The organism is Vibrio tubiashii (assembly GCF_028551255.1).
In the GTDB taxonomy this organism is placed as follows: domain Bacteria; phylum Pseudomonadota; class Gammaproteobacteria; order Enterobacterales; family Vibrionaceae; genus Vibrio; species Vibrio tubiashii_B.
The window spans coordinates 1,623,615-1,642,043 of the sequence record NZ_CP117029.1; the positions used below are offsets into that span (position 1 = coordinate 1,623,615).

General features: G+C 43.2%; 24 protein-coding genes. 4 read left to right on the forward strand and 20 right to left on the reverse strand.

The genetic code is table 11. The features are described 5' to 3' along the window. Nucleotides 1-9 precede the first annotated feature (9 nt). From LYZ37_RS07405 to LYZ37_RS07430, 6 genes are all read right to left on the reverse strand, one after another. The gene (locus LYZ37_RS07405) at nt 10-2,865 is read right to left on the reverse strand and encodes a formate dehydrogenase subunit alpha (RefSeq protein WP_272787098.1); all 2,856 of its coding nucleotides are present in this window, start codon (nt 2,863-2,865) and stop codon (nt 10-12) included. 10 nt (nt 2,866-2,875) lie between these two features. Continuing rightward, nucleotides 2,876-3,073 (reverse strand): transcriptional initiation protein Tat, encoded by a 198-nt coding sequence (locus LYZ37_RS07410; protein WP_272787099.1) that lies wholly within the window; start codon nt 3,071-3,073, stop codon nt 2,876-2,878. 48 nt (nt 3,074-3,121) lie between these two features. Next, complete coding sequence (locus tag LYZ37_RS07415; protein ID WP_272787100.1) at nt 3,122-3,757, reverse strand: TorD/DmsD family molecular chaperone; 636 nt, start codon at nt 3,755-3,757, stop codon at nt 3,122-3,124. Between the two features lie 12 nt (nt 3,758-3,769). Further along, nucleotides 3,770-5,431, reverse strand: coding sequence for a 4Fe-4S dicluster domain-containing protein (locus LYZ37_RS07420; RefSeq protein ID WP_272787101.1), 1,662 nt, complete (start codon nt 5,429-5,431; stop codon nt 3,770-3,772). A gap of 177 nt (nt 5,432-5,608) precedes the next feature. Further along, nucleotides 5,609-6,130: a DUF3306 domain-containing protein gene (locus tag LYZ37_RS07425; RefSeq protein ID WP_272787102.1), complete on the reverse strand. Its 522-nt coding sequence runs from the start codon at nt 6,128-6,130 to the stop codon at nt 5,609-5,611. Next, nucleotides 6,120-6,584, reverse strand: coding sequence for a DUF3305 domain-containing protein (locus LYZ37_RS07430; RefSeq protein ID WP_272787103.1), 465 nt, complete (start codon nt 6,582-6,584; stop codon nt 6,120-6,122). The genes LYZ37_RS07425 and LYZ37_RS07430 overlap by 11 nt, the downstream gene beginning before the upstream one ends. Before the next feature lie 243 nt (nt 6,585-6,827). On the opposite strand from LYZ37_RS07430, the gene LYZ37_RS07435 reads away from it, so the two are divergent. Together LYZ37_RS07435 and LYZ37_RS07440 are read left to right on the forward strand one after the other, a co-directional pair. After that, nucleotides 6,828-7,646 (forward strand): formate dehydrogenase accessory sulfurtransferase FdhD, encoded by an 819-nt coding sequence (locus LYZ37_RS07435; protein WP_272787104.1) that lies wholly within the window; start codon nt 6,828-6,830, stop codon nt 7,644-7,646. 175 nt (nt 7,647-7,821) lie between these two features. Beyond that, nucleotides 7,822-9,714 (forward strand): methyl-accepting chemotaxis protein, encoded by a 1,893-nt coding sequence (locus LYZ37_RS07440; RefSeq protein ID WP_272787105.1) that lies wholly within the window; start codon nt 7,822-7,824, stop codon nt 9,712-9,714. A 44-nt stretch (nt 9,715-9,758) separates the two neighbouring features. Here the strand turns inward: LYZ37_RS07440 and LYZ37_RS07445 are convergent, their stop codons facing one another. The 11 genes from LYZ37_RS07445 to LYZ37_RS07500 all read right to left on the reverse strand — a co-directional run bounded on the left by LYZ37_RS07445 (nt 9,759) and on the right by LYZ37_RS07500 (nt 15,579). Beyond that, entirely contained in the window at nt 9,759-10,292 is a 534-nt protein-coding gene (locus LYZ37_RS07445; protein ID WP_272787106.1) for a lipocalin family protein, read from the reverse strand. A 33-nt stretch (nt 10,293-10,325) separates the two neighbouring features. Further along, complete coding sequence (locus LYZ37_RS07450; RefSeq protein ID WP_272787107.1) at nt 10,326-10,823, reverse strand: GNAT family N-acetyltransferase; 498 nt, start codon at nt 10,821-10,823, stop codon at nt 10,326-10,328. Between the two features lie 68 nt (nt 10,824-10,891). Beyond that, nucleotides 10,892-11,320, reverse strand: a complete 429-nt coding sequence (locus LYZ37_RS07455; RefSeq protein ID WP_239825822.1) for a hypothetical protein — start codon at nt 11,318-11,320, stop codon at nt 10,892-10,894. A 142-nt stretch (nt 11,321-11,462) separates the two neighbouring features. Further along, nucleotides 11,463-12,080, reverse strand: coding sequence for a LysE family translocator (locus LYZ37_RS07460; RefSeq protein WP_272787108.1), 618 nt, complete (start codon nt 12,078-12,080; stop codon nt 11,463-11,465). 146 nt (nt 12,081-12,226) lie between these two features. Continuing rightward, on the reverse strand, nt 12,227-12,562 hold the full coding sequence (locus tag LYZ37_RS07465; protein ID WP_272787109.1) for a hypothetical protein: 336 nt from the start codon (nt 12,560-12,562) through the stop codon (nt 12,227-12,229). Then, complete coding sequence (locus tag LYZ37_RS07470) at nt 12,559-13,404, reverse strand: NAD-dependent epimerase/dehydratase family protein (protein ID WP_272787151.1); 846 nt, start codon at nt 13,402-13,404, stop codon at nt 12,559-12,561. Before LYZ37_RS07470 ends, LYZ37_RS07465 begins: the two co-directional genes overlap by 4 nt. Before the next feature lie 153 nt (nt 13,405-13,557). After that, entirely contained in the window at nt 13,558-13,827 is a 270-nt protein-coding gene (locus tag LYZ37_RS07475) for a Txe/YoeB family addiction module toxin (protein ID WP_272787110.1), read from the reverse strand. Then, nucleotides 13,820-14,074, reverse strand: a complete 255-nt coding sequence (locus LYZ37_RS07480) for a type II toxin-antitoxin system Phd/YefM family antitoxin (RefSeq protein WP_272787111.1) — start codon at nt 14,072-14,074, stop codon at nt 13,820-13,822. Before LYZ37_RS07480 ends, LYZ37_RS07475 begins: the two co-directional genes overlap by 8 nt. A 211-nt stretch (nt 14,075-14,285) precedes the next feature. Beyond that, nucleotides 14,286-14,675 carry a hypothetical protein gene (locus tag LYZ37_RS07485; protein WP_272787112.1) on the reverse strand — a complete coding sequence of 130 codons (390 nt, stop codon included), beginning with the start codon at nt 14,673-14,675 and terminating at the stop codon, nt 14,286-14,288. 140 nt (nt 14,676-14,815) lie between these two features. Next, a complete protein-coding gene (locus LYZ37_RS07490) occupies nt 14,816-15,088 on the reverse strand; it encodes a hypothetical protein (RefSeq protein ID WP_272787113.1) in 273 nt (90 codons plus the stop codon). Nucleotides 15,089-15,222: 134 nt separating this feature from the next. Further along, a complete protein-coding gene (locus LYZ37_RS07500; protein WP_017449618.1) occupies nt 15,223-15,579 on the reverse strand; it encodes a hypothetical protein in 357 nt (118 codons plus the stop codon). 217 nt (nt 15,580-15,796) lie between these two features. Between LYZ37_RS07500 and LYZ37_RS07505 the strand changes: the two genes are divergently transcribed. Further along, on the forward strand, nt 15,797-16,471 hold the full coding sequence (locus tag LYZ37_RS07505; protein ID WP_272787114.1) for a hypothetical protein: 675 nt from the start codon (nt 15,797-15,799) through the stop codon (nt 16,469-16,471). Between the two features lie 31 nt (nt 16,472-16,502). On the opposite strand, the gene LYZ37_RS07510 is transcribed toward LYZ37_RS07505, so the two are convergent. After that, nucleotides 16,503-16,658, reverse strand: coding sequence for a hypothetical protein (locus tag LYZ37_RS07510; RefSeq protein ID WP_272787115.1), 156 nt, complete (start codon nt 16,656-16,658; stop codon nt 16,503-16,505). 20 nt (nt 16,659-16,678) lie between these two features. Here LYZ37_RS07510 and LYZ37_RS07515 point away from each other — a divergent pair, with 20 nt between their 5' ends. Next, entirely contained in the window at nt 16,679-16,822 is a 144-nt protein-coding gene (locus LYZ37_RS07515) for a hypothetical protein (RefSeq protein WP_272787116.1), read from the forward strand. Between the two features lie 282 nt (nt 16,823-17,104). Here LYZ37_RS07515 and LYZ37_RS07520 read toward each other — a convergent pair whose 3' ends face one another. Together LYZ37_RS07520 and LYZ37_RS07525 are read right to left on the reverse strand one after the other, a co-directional pair. Beyond that, nucleotides 17,105-17,488 (reverse strand): hypothetical protein, encoded by a 384-nt coding sequence (locus LYZ37_RS07520; protein WP_272787117.1) that lies wholly within the window; start codon nt 17,486-17,488, stop codon nt 17,105-17,107. Nucleotides 17,489-17,637: 149 nt separating this feature from the next. Continuing rightward, on the reverse strand, nt 17,638-18,177 hold the full coding sequence (locus LYZ37_RS07525) for a hypothetical protein (protein WP_272787118.1): 540 nt from the start codon (nt 18,175-18,177) through the stop codon (nt 17,638-17,640). Between the last annotated feature and the right edge of the window lie 252 nt (nt 18,178-18,429).

Sequence of the window (18,429 nt, forward strand, 5' to 3'; positions counted from 1 at the left end):
GTTGACTCCTTAAGCTTTGCGAATGTTACATAGGGTGACTTTGGTTTCCTGCATTTGCGTGACAGGGTCATAACCGTAAGTCGTGGCGATGTTGGCAGATTCACCAATAACGTATGGGTCAGTGCCTTCTGGGTATTTGCCGCGAAGATCTTCACCTTGGAATTTGCCGCCGAAGTGGAATGGAATAAATGCCATACCCGGTTTAACGCGTCGCGTGACCATCGCTTTGACATGGATGCGGCCTTTCTCTGCACCTTCAACCCAAACCATTTCACCATCTTTGAAGCCAAGGTCATTGGCATCTTTCGGGTTCACTTCAACAAACATTTCTTGTTGAAGCTCAGCTAGCCATGGGTTCGAACGCGTCTCTTCACCACCACCTTCGTACTCAACCAGACGACCTGAGGTTAGGATGATTGGGTACTCACCCGATACATCTTTATCTTGAATCGACTTGTACATGGTTGGTAGACGGTAGATAGACTCGCTGTCGTCCCACGTAGGGTAATCCGCAACAAGATCACGACGTGGTGTGTAGAGCGGTTCACGGTGAAGTGGTACGCGATCAGGGAAGGTCCAAACCACAGCACGCGCTTTCGCGTTACCGAAAGGAATACAGCCATGCTTGATGGCAACACGCTGAATACCGCCAGATAGGTCTGTCTTCCAGTTTTTACCTTCCGCTGCTGCTTTTTCTTCAGCGGTAAGGTCATCCCACCAACCGAGAGACTTCAATAACTTGTCGCTGAATTCTGGGTAACCATCTTCAATCTCACAGCCTTTTGAGTAGCTATCTTCGGCAAGGATATTAGTGCCTTCAAATTCAACGCCAAAGCGTGCGCGGAAGTTACCGCCGCCCTGAGCCACTGGCTTAGACGTATCATAAAGAATGTGCGTACCAGGGTGCTTCATTTCTGGTGTACCCCAACATGGCCAAGGTAGACCGTAGGTTTCACCGTGAGCAACACCACCTTCAGCTTCTAGTGACGTTTTGTGGAATGTGTGCCAGTTCTGTTGGTGCGCTTTTAAACGCTCTGGGCTTTGACCTGTGTAACCGATCGTCCACATACCGCGGTTAAATTCACGGGTAATGTCTTCGATTACAGGTTGGTTGTTTTCCACCTTCACATTCTTAAACAGCTGATCTGCAAAACCTAGCTTCTTGGTCAGCAAGTACATGATTTCATGGTCAGGTTTTGATTCAAACAGAGGATCAACCACCTTGTCGCGCCACTGAATAGAACGGTTAGACGCCGTTACACTGCCGTACGTTTCGAACTGGGTTGTCGCAGGTAGAAGATAAACGCCATCGGTACGATCATTCATTACCGCTGCAACTGTTGGGTATGGGTCAACGATGACCATCATATCCAGCTTTTGCATTGCCTTCTTCATTTCAACGCCACGAGTTTGCGAGTTTACTGCGTGACCCCAATAGAACATGGCGCGAATATTGTCATTTTGCTCGATGTTGTCTTTGTTTTCTAATACACCATCGATCCAACGAGACACAGGAATACCCATGTTATTCATCGGTTTCTTGCCGCGATACTCATTTTGATCGAATCGATCTTGAACCCATTTGTGCTCTAGATTCCAAACTTTCGACCAGTGCTTCCAAGCGCCATCAGAAAGGCCGTAGTAACCAGGAAGTGTATGAGATAGAACGCCAAGGTCTGTTGCACCCTGTACGTTGTCGTGGCCACGGAAGATGTTCGCACCACCACCCGATTTACCCATGTTGCCAAGCGCAAGCTCTAGCACACAGTAAGCACGCGTGTTGTTGTTACCTGTGGTGTGCTGAGTACCACCCATACACCAAACCACACAGCCAGGGCGGTTTTCTGAAAGTAGTTTAGCGGTTTTGTAAACATCCGATTCAGACACGCCAGTGACGCGTTCAACTTCCGCAGGGCTCCACTTGGCGACTTCTTCACGGATTTCATCCATACCAAATACGCGTTGACGGATGAACTCTTTGTCTTCCCATTTGTTAGCGAAAACGTGCCACAAAATACCCCAAATGAAAGCAACGTCTGAACCAGGACGAAGAGAGACATAGTGATCCGATTTTGCAGCAGTACGCGTGCGACGCGGGTCAGCAACAACGATCTTACAGTTGTTTTTCTCTTTAGCGATCAGGATGTGTTGCATCGCAACTGGGTGTGCTTCTGCAGGGTTTGAGCCAATGAATAGCATCGACTTACAGTTATGCATGTCATTGAACGAGTTAGTCATCGCGCCGTAACCCCAAGTGTTTGCTACACCTGCTACGGTTGTTGAGTGACAGATACGCGCTTGGTGATCGACGTTATTTGTGCCCCAAAGTGACGCCATTTTACGGAACATATACGCTTGTTCGTTGCTGTGCTTCGCACTACCTAGCCAGTAGACAGAGTCAGGGCCAGATTCTTTGCGAATATCGAGAACCTTGTTACCGATCTCTTCTATCGCTTGATCCCAAGAAAGCTTCTTCCACTTACCGCCTTCAAGTTTCATCGGGTACTTTAAGCGACGTTCACCATGTCCGTGCTCACGTAGAGCAGCGCCTTTCGCACAGTGTCCACCAGCGTTAAATGGGTGGTCGAATGCAGGCTCTTGGCCCGTCCATACGCCGTTTTGAACTTCAGCGTAAATACCACAACCAACAGAACAGTGAGAACAGATGGTACGTTTGATCTCTGTTTTTGCATTAGGATCAACAGCTTTGGCTTCTGCTTTTTTGATCATGCCGGGTGCAAACAAACTCGCGCCTACGACAGCGCCACCAGCAGCAAGCGAGCTGTTTTTCATGAAGGCACGTCTCGATACACCTAACTGATTCTGTTCTTTGCTCACGTTATCGGAGCGTTTGACTAATTTCATTGGTTAGCTCCTATAGCGTTTCGTAGTAGTCACGAATGTGTTGAGTTTCGTGATAACCCGTTTTCTTTTCGTCTTGCTTCACTTCTACAGATTCTGCAGCGCTAGCCACTTTGGTAGTGCCAGCGACTACGGCTCCAGCGACTGCTGCGGTCGTTAAGCCTTTGAAAAGATCCCTACGGCTTTGATTTAACTCTTTATTATCTTTCATTATTGCTTCCTTACCCTTTTTAGTAGGTATTGCTATCGACGTGAGACGTTATTGCTGAGGCTGCTCATACTCAGTCACGTTTTTCACATCAATTTTTAATTTGTTTTTGCTGTTTTGTAGATTGGCACTGAACCGCACTTGCTCTAGAGTCATAAACGCGTCCGTCAGTTCGGCTACGGCCAAGTAAAAGCTCGCGTTCTTTGCTTCTTTCACTTGTTTAACCAGAGAGCTGAACCATGTGCCTAAATGTTTGTTGAAGAACACTTGCTGTAGCTCTTCCTCTTCGTCGGTGAGTACAGACATCACTTCACAGAGCGCCGAAAAGTGATCTTCTGGCTCCTTTACTTGCTCTTCTCGCTCTAAGCCAAGAAGTCCAAGATCATGACGAATAGACGCAAGCGGCTTCTCCATTAGTGACCCTGTTAGGTGCCAAGAAGCAAAAGGCACTACTTCACCACGACCAATGCCGATAAATAGCTCTTGGTATTCATCTTCTAGTTGTTCTTGGCTGCTTTCGATTGCTGCTGATTTCACTTTGTGCCAAGCAAGCTGCATGGCACTTTCGGCTTGCTCGGTCTCTAGTTGGGACAGGAAAGCGATCAGTTCAGTTGATGGCTGCTGACGATATAGCGATGACAGTAGTAGGTAGATATCTGCACGAATTGTTTGTTGTTGATTATCCATCGTACTCACACCTTAATAATTCAATTGTTTGGTTGGGTCTTCTGCCATGGACTCAAACATGTCCACCACTCGGCAGTCTTCACACATAGCAATGCGATTCAGAGCCGCTTCATCGGCAAAATGAGAGTGACCGCGTAACTTCTCTTGTAACATGTCAATCATCGACTGCGGTGCAAAAGGTTTGTGGCAGCGTACACACTCGGCTGCTTTTTCCTGATGGATGACTTGGGCTTGCTGGCGACTCTCTTTGTCCCAGTTCATACGAGGCGTCAGAGTCAAAACTTGCTCAGGACACGCTTTAGCACATAGCCCACATTGAATGCAGTCTTGCTCGACGAATTGAAGTGAAGGAGAAGATCCATCGGTGTGTAGTGCTCGGGTAGGACAAACGGCGACACAACTCATACACAAGGTACAATCTTTACTTTCACAGCTGACATTTCCGTAAGGCGCGCTTTCTGGCAGCTCTACAATGTTCTCAACAGGAATACGCGCTTGTGCGAGAGAATCTAGTGCGGTGAAAAGACGTTGACGTTTATTCCCTTGAAGATCGCCCAATGCCAAATCAAACGATTCGGTGCAAAGCGTTGGTGCCCCTTCTCTCAGAGATTCTAGATAAAGAATATCTACGGTCTCTTTCGTAATACCGAGCTGAGTCAGCAATTCTTGTGCAGTGGCCACTTCATTGTTGAGGACACGAAGAATGGTTTCTGGCATAAAACGACTGGCGGCAAAAAGAACTTGAGTTGCCCCATTTACTAATGCTGCAAACCACGAGTCAATCCCAACTGAAGGCAGTTCTTCTACAACAACAGGAACGACATTATCTGGCAGTGCTTTAAGCGCCATCACGTTGTACTGTTCATGGCGTGAGCTACAAATTAAAACAATAGGATCTTGCCCGCCCGCTTGCTCATAGTTTGCCAGTGTGCGTTCTATGAATTTCTGGGTTTCTTGCGGAGTAGGAAGCGCGTAACGAATCGCCTCTGTCGGACACGCGGTTGCACAAGTGCCCACGCCCTGACAAAGGTAAGGGTTAATTTCGATTCTATGCCCTGTTTTATCTGTACCTTCACTGGATAATGCACCTGCAGGACAAGCATCAACACATCGCTCGCACCCTTTCACGCCACGAGAGCTGTGCGCACATAAGTCTGTGTCTAAACGAAAGAACTTTGGTTTATCAAACGTGCCCATCAGAGTCGGGATCTCTTCCAGCGCCTCCGCGAGTTTTGGATAACCGCGCCCCACTGGGTAATAACCAGGGACTGGGACTTCTTCACTCATGCAGCTGCTAAGGCACAAGTCTAGAACGATATCGAAGCAATCATTGTTGATAGCAACCTGCGCAAGATTACTTTCAATTCCGTTGTTTTCGGTGACGACAGTAAACGTCCCTAGAAAACCCGAAACTTGAACTGAGCTAGCAAAATAGAGGTTGTTAGACTCACCTTTCTCACCGTCAGTTGAAAGCAAGGTGACACTCTTTAACTGCTCTAATTGAGCAGCGGCGCTCTCAATAATGGATGTAGGCCCTACGATGAGTGTGTTACCACCACTTTCATAGCTGACAGTTGGTGGAATAAGATTGGTTAGCTCAACGGTATTCTCAAACGCATAGCGTCGCGCCTTTCCGTTTGCCGATGTTGATTCTTGTAGTAGTTCTTTTAGCATTGCTCTGTTCCAGTAGAACGGAATATTCACTTAGGCGAGTAAAAGCAATTGCTGTACCAACTTTATATACCCTTTAAATCAATGCTTTATGGTAATTCGATGACCAATTACACAATAAAAAAACGGAGTGAGACAATTTGTCCCACTCCGTAAATTGATGATTTAGTCAAAATGTACCTATTCTTTGTGTGGTATATTTTGTCCCACTGTTTCCGTACTTTCTACCGATTGCGAAGAATCGCTCATCGTTTGTTCTTCAACTTCATCTTGATTAGCTAAGTCATCATCACTACTTATAAGCTGAGTATTATTGTCTACCTCTTCTTCATCAGATTGCATCCAATCGCGAAGCTTTTCAGCAACATCTGAAGAGAGGCTTTTTACCGCTTTATAGTCGTGGTCATAATCATTCAGGCCATCGACTTTACTAAACTGACCCGATAGGAACAGCTTTCTTAATGCGGCTTTTTTTACCGCAGATTCAGCTTCTGAAGCGAGAAGTGAAGCGATGTTCGTCTCAGGTTGCTCCGTAGCTTCAACCTCTTGGCTGCTTTGTTCTATAGCGGCTTCTGGTTCCCCTGCTATCTCTGACTCGGTTCTGACGACATCTTGATCGAGCTCGGCCAAAGGCTCATCCTGAGAAGCGCTTTCACCTTCGAACTTCTTTTTGGACCAACGATTAAAAAAACTAGTTGCCACTTGCTCTACCTGCCCCTTTACGTTTTTTGCGTCTTTGTTCGAGCAGCTCTCCGTGACGACCAATAAAGGCTTCCATCCACGCCTGAACAGGGAGAGGCATATCATTAGAGAGCACCAAGTAATCGCCATCCATATACTGACCTGCAACACTTTGTGACGCGGTTAGCGTAACGATGTTTGGCGTCTCATCAGAGTCGACATTGTCTAAAACCAAAAACAGTTTTGGCTGAGTTGAGCTTAGGTTAAATCGATAATCGGTGCGCTCATCTCGGTGTAATTGAAGCAAGGCAGCCGAGGTATTTGCTTGGTTTGGAGTAAGGTCGAATGAAGCTAATTGCCATTGCGTCGTCGTCCATAGGCCTGTGGCGATTTCATGTGCGACGAGTTGGCATTCAATTGGCCATAGCTCTTCAGATTTTTCTACTTTTTCAGTCACAGTTTGATGTTTTGACATGGTTCACCAGCGTCGAATTTGATATTTAATGGATTTACACAAATCACTTAATTAGAGTTATATGCTCATGCTGCAAGCAATATCTGTACCCATAACTGACTTGCTCTATATTCAACCAATTTAGTTGAAATTTCTGACTGAGATGGCGTTGGTTTGTCAAAATTAGAGGATCAACAAATAGGAACGCTAATTGCAAGCAACAAGTAGCAAAAATAATACTGAGAATTTAGATAGGAAACGTCTGTGGTTAAACCAAACATTATTAAAACCAGTGAAAACCCTTTGCAAACCATCGAAGTCGAAGTGTTTGATGAATACGGTGAAAGGCTGACCAAGCAGATCGCCTGTGAACGCCCTCTTACAGTGATGCTGAACTGGAAAGAAGTCGTAACCTTAATGACGCTTGGGTCTCGCCCTGAGTCCTTAGTTCTCGGATATTTGAAAAACCAAAGCTTTATCAGTGATCCTGAATCGTTAGAGTCTGTCATTATTGACTGGGAAACGCACACTGCAGCGGTAATCACTAAAGAAGACATTCAACAAGTCGAAAGCGCACTCAAGAAAAAGACCGTCACTTCTGGCTGCGGGCAAGGCACCATGTATGGCAATGTGATGAAGCAGCTTGAAGGTTATCAAGTTCCTCAAGTCCCTCTCAAGCAATCTGAAATCTATTCCGCACTGGAAGCATTAACTCATTACAACGACACGTATAAAAAAGCGGGTGCGGTTCATGGTTGTGCGGTGTGCAAAGGTAATGAAGTCCTCTCTTTCGTTGAAGATGTGGGTCGTCACAATGCCGTCGATACGTTGGCAGGTGAAATGTGGCTTAATCAAGAGTCTGGAGAAGACAAGATTTTTTACACAACCGGTCGCCTTACTTCTGAAATGGTGATTAAAGTGGCGCAAATGGGGATACCAGTTCTGTTATCTCGCTCTGGTGTTACGCAAATGGGGTTAGAGCTCGCGGAGAAGTTTGGAATTACAACGATTGCTCGTGCAAAAGGGTTACGCTTTCAAGTCTTTACTGGTGCCAACAAGATTGATTTCGACGTAAAAGGCTAATCTTGTAATCGTTCCTACCAAATATTAAACGCATCACCTGGATGCGTTTTTTTATCTCTCGAAACTTGCAATGACGCGATGCACTGCTATTAGTTTTATATATGTGTCATAAAAATTTTATAAAATTGTCACATAAGTAAGCTATCGACGTCACTAGGCTATCAGGGAGGTGTTCATGGACGATTCTCCAGGCACTCAGCATTCCAAAGGTTTTTCTTTATCTATTCGCGCAAAACTGTTTCTCATTAACGCCATATTATTAATTTTTGTTGGCCTCTACGGTTTTGTGGAGCACTCTAGCCTTGAACGACTCCAGTCCTTAGAGCACGCAGCGAGTCAAAACCTCGCCAGTGAAGTCGATCTATTGATGCTAAGACGCCATGAGAAAGACTTCTTAGCACGTAAAGACCTTAAATACCCTAAGCGATTCGATTCAACGTTTGATCAAATGACGGCACGTCTTGCAGACTTATCTAATACCTTGGTACTCAACGATCTTGACTTCACTTCTTCGACCAAAAAGATTTCGCAGACACTTGAACAATATCAAGCTCAGTTCCATCAACTGGTTAATCAAGTTAATCTGCTTGAAGGAAAAGGCAGCGAAACAAGTTATATCAATCAGTTGGAGCAAGCTCGCCTTGAACTAAGACAATTGGCCGTTGAGCAGCGTGACATTAACTTAAAAGTCGCCCTGTTTGAGTTAATGGAAGCGGATTTTCGCTATCTATCTGATATATCGAAAGAGAGTGAAACCCTTCTGGTCAATGCGCTAAGTCAGTTTGAATCGACTGTCGGACAATATCCACCGTTAGCGAATTACTTCTTTAACTATCGATCAAAAGCGGATCAACTTATCAATGCTAGAACGTTACTGGGCTACAGCGCTAATGAAGGTTTAAGGGGGCAATTGAGAAGCAATGTTCATAATACGGAAGAAGAAATTGCCTCTTTGCAGTCTGCTATTGTGCAAGAAATATCATCAGCGACGGTACAGGTTAAGCAGCAGCTGCAAGTAATCGGCTTAGTCATGGTTGCCCTACTCTCTTTACTTCTATTTATGATCGGTAGAAGTATCCTTAAGCGGATCAAAATCATTAACACCTTAATGAAAGATATCGCGTCTGGTAGTGGCGATCTCACCGTCAGGATGAACGCTAAAGGTAACGATGAACTAGCGCAGTTAGCCAACTCTTTCGATACCTTTGTCAGCCAGCTACACACGCACATTAAAGATGTCGCGTCGGTGATGGAAGTGCTGAGTGAAAGCTCATGTAGCTCAGAACAAGCAGCTTCGAAAAGTATGAAGAACGCGGAGCAGCAGAAGCTAGAATCAGAGTCTGTCGCGACCGCCGTCAACGAATTGGTCATGACGACCAACGAGATCACCGCCAATATTGAGTCTGCTGCGCACAATGCTGAGCGAGTGAAGACAGAAGCACAGAATGCGCTAGATATGACACATGCAACAGGTGATCGAATTGATGTGTTAGCGGCAAGTATTGAAGAGTCTCAAACCCACGTGGTATCACTTGAAGAGCAAAGTCGAGAAATCAATCAGGTGGTGTCGACGATTCAAGGCATTGCGGAACAAACCAACCTACTTGCACTTAACGCCGCTATAGAGGCAGCTAGAGCGGGTGAAAGTGGTCGCGGCTTTGCCGTGGTGGCGGATGAAGTGCGCCAACTGTCATTAATGACCAATGACTCTACTCATCAAATCGAGTCTACGATTCAGTCACTGACTCAAGGTATTTCGCAAACGGCCAATCAAATGGCAAACAGCGCAGCTCAGGCAAGAACGACCAACGAACACACTCACAAAGTGGTGGAAGCCATTGAAGGTATCAGTGAACAGATTGGCGAGATGTTTGATATGAACACACAAATCGCGACTGCCTCTGAGGAGCAATCAATGGTCTCTGCTGAAATTGATCGTAACATCACTGAAATTGCGCATTTGGCGGGCAACACCTTTGAGGTGGTTTCAGGCTCTGTAAGATGCAGCGAGCAAGTGTCGGGAGTTAGCCTCAAACTTGAGAAAATCGTCGCGCAATTTAAGTACTAATCGCAGACTTATAAAAAGAGCCTCTGCGGAGGCTCTTGGTTTACCTAACTTTTAGGCTGTTCGACAAAGATCAACTCGTCAGTGTTAAACCCTCGCTCTTTGGACATGGCTTTAAACTTCTCTATCACAGTATTACTAACTGTTGGTGTCCGAGCTAATAGCCATAAGTACTCATTGTTAGGGCCAGACACAAACGCATAATCATAGTTACTACGTTCTAATTCAAACACCACATAGGAACCATAAAAGGGGCCGAAAAAGGAAACTTTTAAATACCCTTGGTTCTTCGCATCGACAAAGTACGCTTTTCCTTCAGCCTCTTTCCACTGTTGGGATTCGCTGTTATAACCGCGATTAATGACCTTTACCCCACCATCATCGCGTAAGCTGTATTCCGCGGTAACTTGTGTAAGCCCTTGTTCAAAAGAATGGTCTAAACGAGCTATCTCATACCATTTACCAAGATAGTTAGTGAGTTCAAAATCACCAACAGGTGTGACTGACTTTGGCATTCCCAAGCAAGCGGTCAAAGTGAAAACCGTACTAAGTAACACAACCGTTTTAAAAGTTATCTTCATACACCGAACCTTATGGATTACATATTTCGTCGTTTACACTGAACGCACTAATCGATAGCGCCTCACCACACCTTCATTTTTATCCTCGTAGTTGCCGAGGTATTCTCCACCACTCTTTTCTATCACTTTCTGTGAGATTGGATTATCGATTGAGCACGTCACGATAACAGGATCGGTCACAACATGATCGCGCACCCAGCCGAGCAAATAGGAAGCAACCCCTTTACCGCGGGCAGATGGCCTAGTCTCGTAACCAATATGTCCTATCACATTTTCTACGTTTGCGTTACTTCCTCTCCTTACCCGAATCGCACCTAATATCTCGTTATCCTTAAGGCAATAATATGTGGTACTGGGTAGATAGCCATTTGGCAATTCAGAGGTTTGTTGAGCACGTGCTATTAAACCAGATAAGTAGCTTTCTGGATCACGCTCTACATTAGTATATTTGGTAATTCCGGATTCACAGCATTCTTTCGCATAGCTCGCGAGCAAAGGCGCTAAGCTCAAGTTTGCTTCTACTACTTCCATATAGTTCCTTCTATAAATGAATGAGCTAAGCGCTTTTAATCTGACGTGTACTCAGTGTAATGTCAGCGCTAGTTCTTACTCTCGATCGAGACTATCAGACCATTTACAAAGCTAATTTTTGTGAATGGACAATGCTGGATACCATTTAACTCACAAGAATAAGTGGCTTGTGACTGAACATCACCATGTTTGTTGAGAGACTCTATCTGTTTTGAACTGTACCGTTTTCCCCAGAGTGCTCGAACGGCGCACTCTGAATTGCCAACGACAACTCCGCCTTTTCTTATAGCCTCTACATCCATGTTGCTCAAAGCGCCCCGCGCTACTAACTCCTTAGTTGCAGATTCACTTTCCGGTAGCTGCGCACCTACATAGTCACAGAGTTCAAGATCCGTAGCTAAATCAAAGTTAGGTTCACTTGGGTTAAACTGCTCGAAATTTGGAGAAGAGGCACAGCCAACTAATGCAATATTGAGTATTAGAATAAACCGTTTCATATTAAATGCTCCTTGAAGAAATCAATACTGCATTGAGAGGTAACACCGCCCAAACAACCAGACGTTTCCATCCTAAACGCTAAACATCAATTCCACACTCTTTTCATTGAACCTTGAAGGATGTCTGAATTGACTCGCTTAGTTATTGTTGGCGACTAAACAACAAACTTGCCCCTGAGATCGCCAAAAAGGTAGCGCAACCTCTGTTGAATCGCTTTGTCATTTTAGGTTTAGTGAACCATCGCCTTAAATATATTCCGAATATGGCATAAATAGATACTGCGGCCATTTCTAGTATCAGGAAAGTCACCCCTAAAGCGAAAAACTGTTCCTTTACATTAGCCGAAACATCAACAAACTGCGGAAGGAATGCAGTGAAAATCAAAATAGCTTTGGGGTTACCAGCTGCTAGCAAAAATTCTTGCTTCGCTAAACCCAATCGGTCTTGAGCATCTGAAAACTCCTTTATAGGGTTTGACTCTGAACGCCAAAGGTTAAAAGCAATCCACAATAAATAAGCTGCGCCTGCTATTTTAATGGTCAGAAAAAGGGTCTCGGAGGCATATAAAACGACTGCTAGGCCAGAAGCGGCTAACGCAATCATTACAGAAAACGCTGCTATTCGCCCAAGACCAGCAATGAAAGCAGACTTGAAGCCGTAACAACGAGCATTATTCATAGATAATAGGTTATTTGGGCCAGGCGTCATGTTTAGCGCAAAACACACAGGTATAAAAAACAGTAGCTTCCAGATTTCCACAATGTTCGCTCCATGAAATTAACGCTAGATTAAGGCTTTAGTATACTTTCTACTAAAATCTTAAGCACTAAGGCCAATTTAAACAGAAAACACGAAGCTTTGGGAATCTGACTTAAACATTTTTATGTTCGCAACCAGTTATAGCGCTATTTAGACGAGAATGAGATCTCAGGCATTTTAGCTTTAAAACCTATTTTTACTTCGCTACAACACAAACCAAATTTCCAAAGGTCGTCTTCGATCTGATACGAATCAAATCGGATGATGTCCCAGGGCAAGTTAAAGTCGGTGCTGAGATCTTGAGTGCCGCTATCGGCTTCAATGTAGCTCATTTCTAGTTCACTAAAGACGGCTACGGCTTCATCTTCAAGGTTTTCCCAAGGCGCAACAACTAACGTTAATCCTCTCTCGGACAATGAAAAAGCTTTAAGAGCGTGTGTACCTAAAGATCGAAACAAACGTTCAGAAATTTCCTTACTCATTCCAAGCTCCTATCACGGTTATTAAGTGTGCTTTCTATATAGCTTCTGATGGACTCTGTCGGTTCCAGCAAAGCACTAGTTGGAAGTTTAAGATTTAACTTCTCAATTTCCACTGCCGAAAAGCCATGGTATTTCTCAAAGTCACTCCAACTGCTCTTTCTAACCTGTTTGACTATATTAAAGTCAAGTAGTAACTGGGAAAATGCTAGAGGACTATACCCCTCAGTCTCAGCAATAAAGTGTTGTGCTGAGGGATGTCTACTTTGCACCAGTGCCAAATAGAATCCAGCAATATCATTAACATGGATGTATTGGTTATAACCTCGAGAAGGTACCGCTACTTGGAAAGTCTTGTTGGGCAAAGAGTCTACAATTCGCTTTAACTGACAGTTTTCACCACCGTATACCAAACTAGGACAGTAAACTACATGCCACTTTTCTCTTATGGCGTAATCTATTGTCATTGTATCTGCCTTCACAACTTCTAAAGGTTTCAATCTGAACTCTGTGAGATCGTCTTGAGATGCATTGCCGAACAGCCAAATGCCTGATGTGTGGATTTTTGTCGCCCCTTCAGCCGCTAGGCTGTCCAATTGCATTAACAGTTTGAACTCCGTATCAGCAATTTCCTCTGGCGAAAATTCTGCCCAATGTGGACGAGCGCAATTTATAACGATATCAAAGTAACCAGCAAACTCTGTTGACTCGTTTGCTAGCTTCCGAACATGCGGTACTACACCTCTAGTCCGACAAAAAATTGAAACTTCAAAGCCATTTTCGACAAATTTCTTAGTAACGTGGCTGCCAATATATCCATTGGTTCCTGCTATAAGTACTTTCATTCTTTCCATGAACTCTCGATTAGACATAACGCCCTGTTAAGTGGCTGGCAACGCTAATCACGATACCTAAACCAACCCACCAGGAACAAAAATTGCCGAGTGTTGATAATCTGTCTTGAGCAGATTGTTAGGTGTCTAGCCGCTGAACCTGATTTAGTAGTGGTAACGACACGAAATAATGGTTATCGCTTGATCATCGACTGCATAAACAAGCCTGTTGGTATCATCAATACGACGAGACCAAAAACCAGATAAGTTCTCTTTTAACGGTTCAGGTTTACCAATGCCCTCAAAAGGAGAACGCTTAACATCATTGATGAGTTTGTTGATGCGCTTGAGCGTTTTTTTGTCTTGCGTTTGCCAATACAGGTAGTCACCCCAAGCGTCGTCAGTCCACGATAGTAAACGTAGACTGCTACTCATCAATTAAATCTCGCTCAGTTGTTTGACCAGCACGATACTGTGCTATGGAGCGGTTTAGGTGTTCAGCATTCTGAGGAGAGCGTAGTAAATGCACTGTTTCCATTAAGCTATTGTAGTAATCTAAAGACATAACCACAGCATCTTCAGAGTCACGGCGTGTAATGACTGTTGTATCTGCGTCATTAACTACACCGTCTAGAACAGCTTTAAGACCATTTCTAGCTTCAGTAAAAGATACGATTCTCATAAGAACCTCCACATGTACATTAAATGGAACAAGTATAGTCTTCACTTACACACTTGTACAGTAAATTGGACATGAAATATTGATAAGGCAACTAACGCCCTGTTAAGGGGTGAGCCACGCCAACCACCCGACCTAAACCATTGTGACATAAACACTTAAACTGAAGTAATCCGAAAACGCCAAGCGTTGGGAATCCGTCTTAAATGCTTTGTTAGCTTTCTATTTCCAGTACAATGTAATTTGCTATGAGTTTCTTTCCTAGGTAATGCCAACTAAATTCTAACTCGATACCATCAACTAGATACTGGTAATTAACCTCGACTCCATCGTCCCAATGTTCAATATGATTAGAAAACAAAGCCTTTATCTGCTCTGGCTGCATACCATCATTTATTGATAAATAACGATTACCCAACAGAAGCTCACCTGTAAAAACATCTCCTCTTGAATAAAACTCACTCAAGCGGACATGGATGCGATGCACCTTACCATTTACTACACTTAGTAAATAGCATCCGAAAGAGTGGCTACCATCAGGAAGGCTACACTCTGCGCTAAGTACAAAGTTTTCAATAGAAAACGTATTGAGGTTTAGCAGCATAATTACTCCTTGAAAGCTAACGCCCAATTAAGTCGTGAGCAACGCCACCACTTTACCTAAAGCATTGTGCCGTAAACACTAAAGTTGATTCAAACCGAAAATGCCAAGCGTTGCGAATCTACTTAAATTTATTGTTAGCTTTATTGCCGATAGCGAGCGAGAACCACTTCAATGCTAGTTTCTGAACTAATCAGTTCTTTATATTCACTGCGGCTAATGAGAACTGTCGTTAAATCCACACCAAAATGCCCTTTGTCAAATTCTAGATAACATTTATTCTCTCTATCCTCGTAAACACACCAGAAATCTCCGTAAAAATAATCTAGGTGATTTTCATGCTTGGCACTACGAGTATTAGACACATCACTATCGCTAGGGTAAACCAATGGAGATTCAGAATAATACTTTGACATTTATTCACCTTTAAAGCTAACGCCTTGTTAAGGTGTGAGGCACGCAATACCAAAGCCTCTGCATACCACCTTAACCACTAAAACTAACGCATAATAAAAATGCCACGCGTGCCGAATCACTCTTGAACAATTTGTTAGTGTTCTTTCAACGCATGAATACTGGACTTAATTGCTTTAATAAGGTGATCTGACCGTGGATCGCTTTGATTACCGTGTTCAAACAACATAAGCTCTAATACAGGAACTGATGCGAAAGCAAAATCTTTATAGCTTTGAAGTTGATAAATAGCCGCAATTTGCTGAACCATTTTTATGGTCTGTCCGCTCTCATCAACGCCAGAAGCTAGCAACACCATTTTATGAAGAGCTTCATATTGTTTCTGTTTTTGCTCTCTATTACGTTGGTCGATCCACTTAATCAGACCAATCACAAACGAGATTGCTGCTCCACACAAAGTGATAAGAGAAGCATATTTTAGTAACTCGTCCAATTTGTCTCCTTGAACACTAACGCCCAATTAAGGTGTGAACAACGCCTCCCCCCAAACTAAAAACATTGTGCCATAAACACTAAAACTCAAGTAGAAGCAAAAGTGCCAAGCGTTGTGAATCCCTCTTGAATTGCTTGTTATATTTTCAACACTGCATCTATGAAAGCAAGATGACGCACGGTAAAATATACTGAAAACTCAGTGAGAGCTATATTTTATGTTTAGTTACTTAGAGAAAGACAGTAAATTTATAATCACCGCTTCTGATATTCGTATCCACGAATGTCATAGTAGAACAGTTGCGACAGACATCGTTAAACAACTTAAGTCAGGAAGACTACTAAGAGACATATTAGCAAGCAATATAGAGAACCTATCTAGACTTGAGGAACGTAAACAAAAAAGCGAACATTCCAAAGAAATTACATCTAGTGCTCGTCTACGTAAAGAATTAGATAATGCAAAAAGCCAAAATAGAAAACTGCATGAGCAACTCCTTGAACAAAAATCAGCTGTTTTAACTAGCATTAGTAAAGAAGCTCACAGCTCACTTAAGAAAGAACTAATTGCTGAAGTATATAAAGCTATTACGGGTAGCTATGATGAAAGAGCAACGCTGGAGTTATACCAGCTAAATCCAAAAGAAATCGTGCAGGTCATTCGATATATTGCGATTTTCAAAAGAAATAATTTTAATGAACACTGGCAAGTCAATGAGTTCATATCAAACCGAAATGCGTGGGATCAATTTGACGAGTTACGTAGCAATAACCGTCATGCCAATGACTTTGTAGCAAAAGGGATCTACCCCAAATACTTTGCTATTGTATGTGCAATTTTAGATATTGGTGGCGATGGAGGCTCTCACCTAGTCGATTCACATCGTTATTGAGCCAAAAGAAATATAACGCCCTGCTAAGTGGCTAGCAACGCATACCGCGACACTTAACCAGACCACCGTAAACACTATACCTAACTAAAACCAAAATCGCCGAGCGTTGATAGTCCGACTTGAGCAGATTGTTTGCTGCTACGAAGAAGGTTGAGTTTTTCACCCAAGTGCCTAATTTGAAATACATTATTAGTTTCGAATGACAATGTGAATTGGGCAGCTCAAATCCGAAAAACTATTGGTGAAATTGGCGTGGCAGAGAATGCGTTCGAAGAAGCCAACTACCAAGTGCGCAAATCAGATTTAGCTACGCAACATCTCAACACCCAAGAAGCCGCACCAAAGAACTAAACAAACACAACACTTCAGTAAGCTGACTTTGGTTGATTCAACCACTTAACGAACAGTGCCACTGGCGAGATAGTTTGCACCTAAGGACCATCAAGTGTGAAGCCAGAGCCCCGTATTCATGAGCACTTAAGCCCTCAGTTTCTTTAAACACTAGCTAACGCTCTGCTAAGTGGCTAGCAACGCATACCACAATACTAAAAATTACAACCGTAATCACTATACCTGATTTAGAACCAAAACTGCCGAGCGTTGATAGTCCGTCTTGAGCAGCTTGTTATATTTTTAGTTCCAGTAGATATAAACTAAATCACCATAGCCACAGATCAATGTACCAAAGATAGCCAAAACCGCTGCAATGGTTTTAAAGGTTGCTACATATCCACCAAACTCTTTATGAAGGGCATCTGAATTCCCAATATCATCCCAAGATTGACCTTGTTCACTTCTCGGGTTCATGTTGTTTCCAAGTTTAAATAGCTTAAACTCAGCCCAAACAGCAAAGAGAATCATAAATGACCCACTGCGCTGAAACCAAGATGAAGCATCGACAGCCCCATTCAGAAAGCCGAACCAAAACAACGTAGGAATTGCTAAAGCTAAAAACATAACTGGTACTGAAGTCCAAAGCTCCATTTTGGCGCTTTTTCTCAAATTTTCTAATTCCACAAATATCTCCGAAAATATAACGCCCAATTAAGGGGTGAGCAACGCTACCACCCAAACATAAAGCATTGTGCCATAAACACTTAACTTGAAGTAGAACCAAAAATGCCGAGCGTTGGGAATCCCTCTTAAATTATTTGTTAAGTGATTGTTTACATGCGTGATACCCTGCATTGTCCAGCCAATGTTGTTCCATTATGGTTCCATTTAGGCTGTATTTTTTGTATGAGTTCATCCTCTACATAATGCCTTAACGAGGCTGGATTAATTTCAACAAATGATATGTAAATGTCACATCCCTTTGCGACAAGAGCTCGTAATTCATCAAATTTTGAACCAGTAGACTTTCCGGACTTAGTCTCTTTGTTTCTCCAAACTAAGTGTGACCTGACTCTTTGCCGGCTACCATTTCCTGTTGTTTGACCGATATACATAACTTCAAGATTAGGCTTCTGTTTACTCTGAGAAAATACAGCATAAACACCGGCTCTCTGACTTATTTCATCGAGAATATCTTTGTTGAGGAGATCGATCTTTTTATAGTTTTGTTTCCATGTGTCTAAAGAACACGTATGACTTCTGAGTTCACTTGGATAAGTAAATTCTTTATGCTTTGTACGCAAAGCTGACCTAGCTTCAGTTAACAAAGACTTTAAGGCTGTCATATCTGACACTTGAACTTGATTAAACATCAACACTCCAATCACTTAACGCCCAATTAAGGGGTGAACAACGCCCTCACCCAAACCTAAAACATTGTGCCATAAACACTAAATTTGAAGTAGAAACAAAAATGCCGAGCGTTGTGAATCCCTCTTAAATTGCTTGTTATGGCGCAAGCTGATTCACTGGTAAAGAAATAGCAAAAACATTAAGAAGATCATACCTTAACTAGTCACCATGACTTTCTAATTACCTCGAAAAACCTTAATCTAAACACTATA

What these genes read in the sequence shown, in the direction of transcription:
- LYZ37_RS07525 (WP_272787118.1), bottom strand. Translation starts at nt 18,177, where the DNA reads ATGTTTAATCAAGTTCAAGTGTCAGATATGACAGCCTTAAAGTCTTTG.
- LYZ37_RS07505 (WP_272787114.1), top strand. Translation starts at nt 15,797, where the DNA reads ATGTTTAGTTACTTAGAGAAAGACAGTAAATTTATAATCACCGCTTCT.
- LYZ37_RS07415 (WP_272787100.1), bottom strand. Translation starts at nt 3,757, where the DNA reads ATGGATAATCAACAACAAACAATTCGTGCAGATATCTACCTACTACTG.
- LYZ37_RS07405 (WP_272787098.1), bottom strand. Translation starts at nt 2,865, where the DNA reads ATGAAATTAGTCAAACGCTCCGATAACGTGAGCAAAGAACAGAATCAG.
- LYZ37_RS07440 (WP_272787105.1), top strand. Translation starts at nt 7,822, where the DNA reads ATGGACGATTCTCCAGGCACTCAGCATTCCAAAGGTTTTTCTTTATCT.
- LYZ37_RS07480 (WP_272787111.1), bottom strand. Translation starts at nt 14,074, where the DNA reads ATGAGAATCGTATCTTTTACTGAAGCTAGAAATGGTCTTAAAGCTGTT.
- LYZ37_RS07465 (WP_272787109.1), bottom strand. Translation starts at nt 12,562, where the DNA reads ATGAGTAAGGAAATTTCTGAACGTTTGTTTCGATCTTTAGGTACACAC.
- LYZ37_RS07420 (WP_272787101.1), bottom strand. Translation starts at nt 5,431, where the DNA reads ATGCTAAAAGAACTACTACAAGAATCAACATCGGCAAACGGAAAGGCG.
- LYZ37_RS07510 (WP_272787115.1), bottom strand. Translation starts at nt 16,658, where the DNA reads ATGTATTTCAAATTAGGCACTTGGGTGAAAAACTCAACCTTCTTCGTA.
- LYZ37_RS07450 (WP_272787107.1), bottom strand. Translation starts at nt 10,823, where the DNA reads ATGGAAGTAGTAGAAGCAAACTTGAGCTTAGCGCCTTTGCTCGCGAGC.
- LYZ37_RS07445 (WP_272787106.1), bottom strand. Translation starts at nt 10,292, where the DNA reads ATGAAGATAACTTTTAAAACGGTTGTGTTACTTAGTACGGTTTTCACT.
- LYZ37_RS07485 (WP_272787112.1), bottom strand. Translation starts at nt 14,675, where the DNA reads ATGCTGCTAAACCTCAATACGTTTTCTATTGAAAACTTTGTACTTAGC.
- LYZ37_RS07470 (WP_272787151.1), bottom strand. Translation starts at nt 13,404, where the DNA reads ATGAAAGTACTTATAGCAGGAACCAATGGATATATTGGCAGCCACGTT.
- LYZ37_RS07490 (WP_272787113.1), bottom strand. Translation starts at nt 15,088, where the DNA reads ATGTCAAAGTATTATTCTGAATCTCCATTGGTTTACCCTAGCGATAGT.
- LYZ37_RS07430 (WP_272787103.1), bottom strand. Translation starts at nt 6,584, where the DNA reads ATGTCAAAACATCAAACTGTGACTGAAAAAGTAGAAAAATCTGAAGAG.
- LYZ37_RS07475 (WP_272787110.1), bottom strand. Translation starts at nt 13,827, where the DNA reads ATGAGTAGCAGTCTACGTTTACTATCGTGGACTGACGACGCTTGGGGT.
- LYZ37_RS07410 (WP_272787099.1), bottom strand. Translation starts at nt 3,073, where the DNA reads ATGAAAGATAATAAAGAGTTAAATCAAAGCCGTAGGGATCTTTTCAAA.
- LYZ37_RS07455 (WP_239825822.1), bottom strand. Translation starts at nt 11,320, where the DNA reads ATGAAACGGTTTATTCTAATACTCAATATTGCATTAGTTGGCTGTGCC.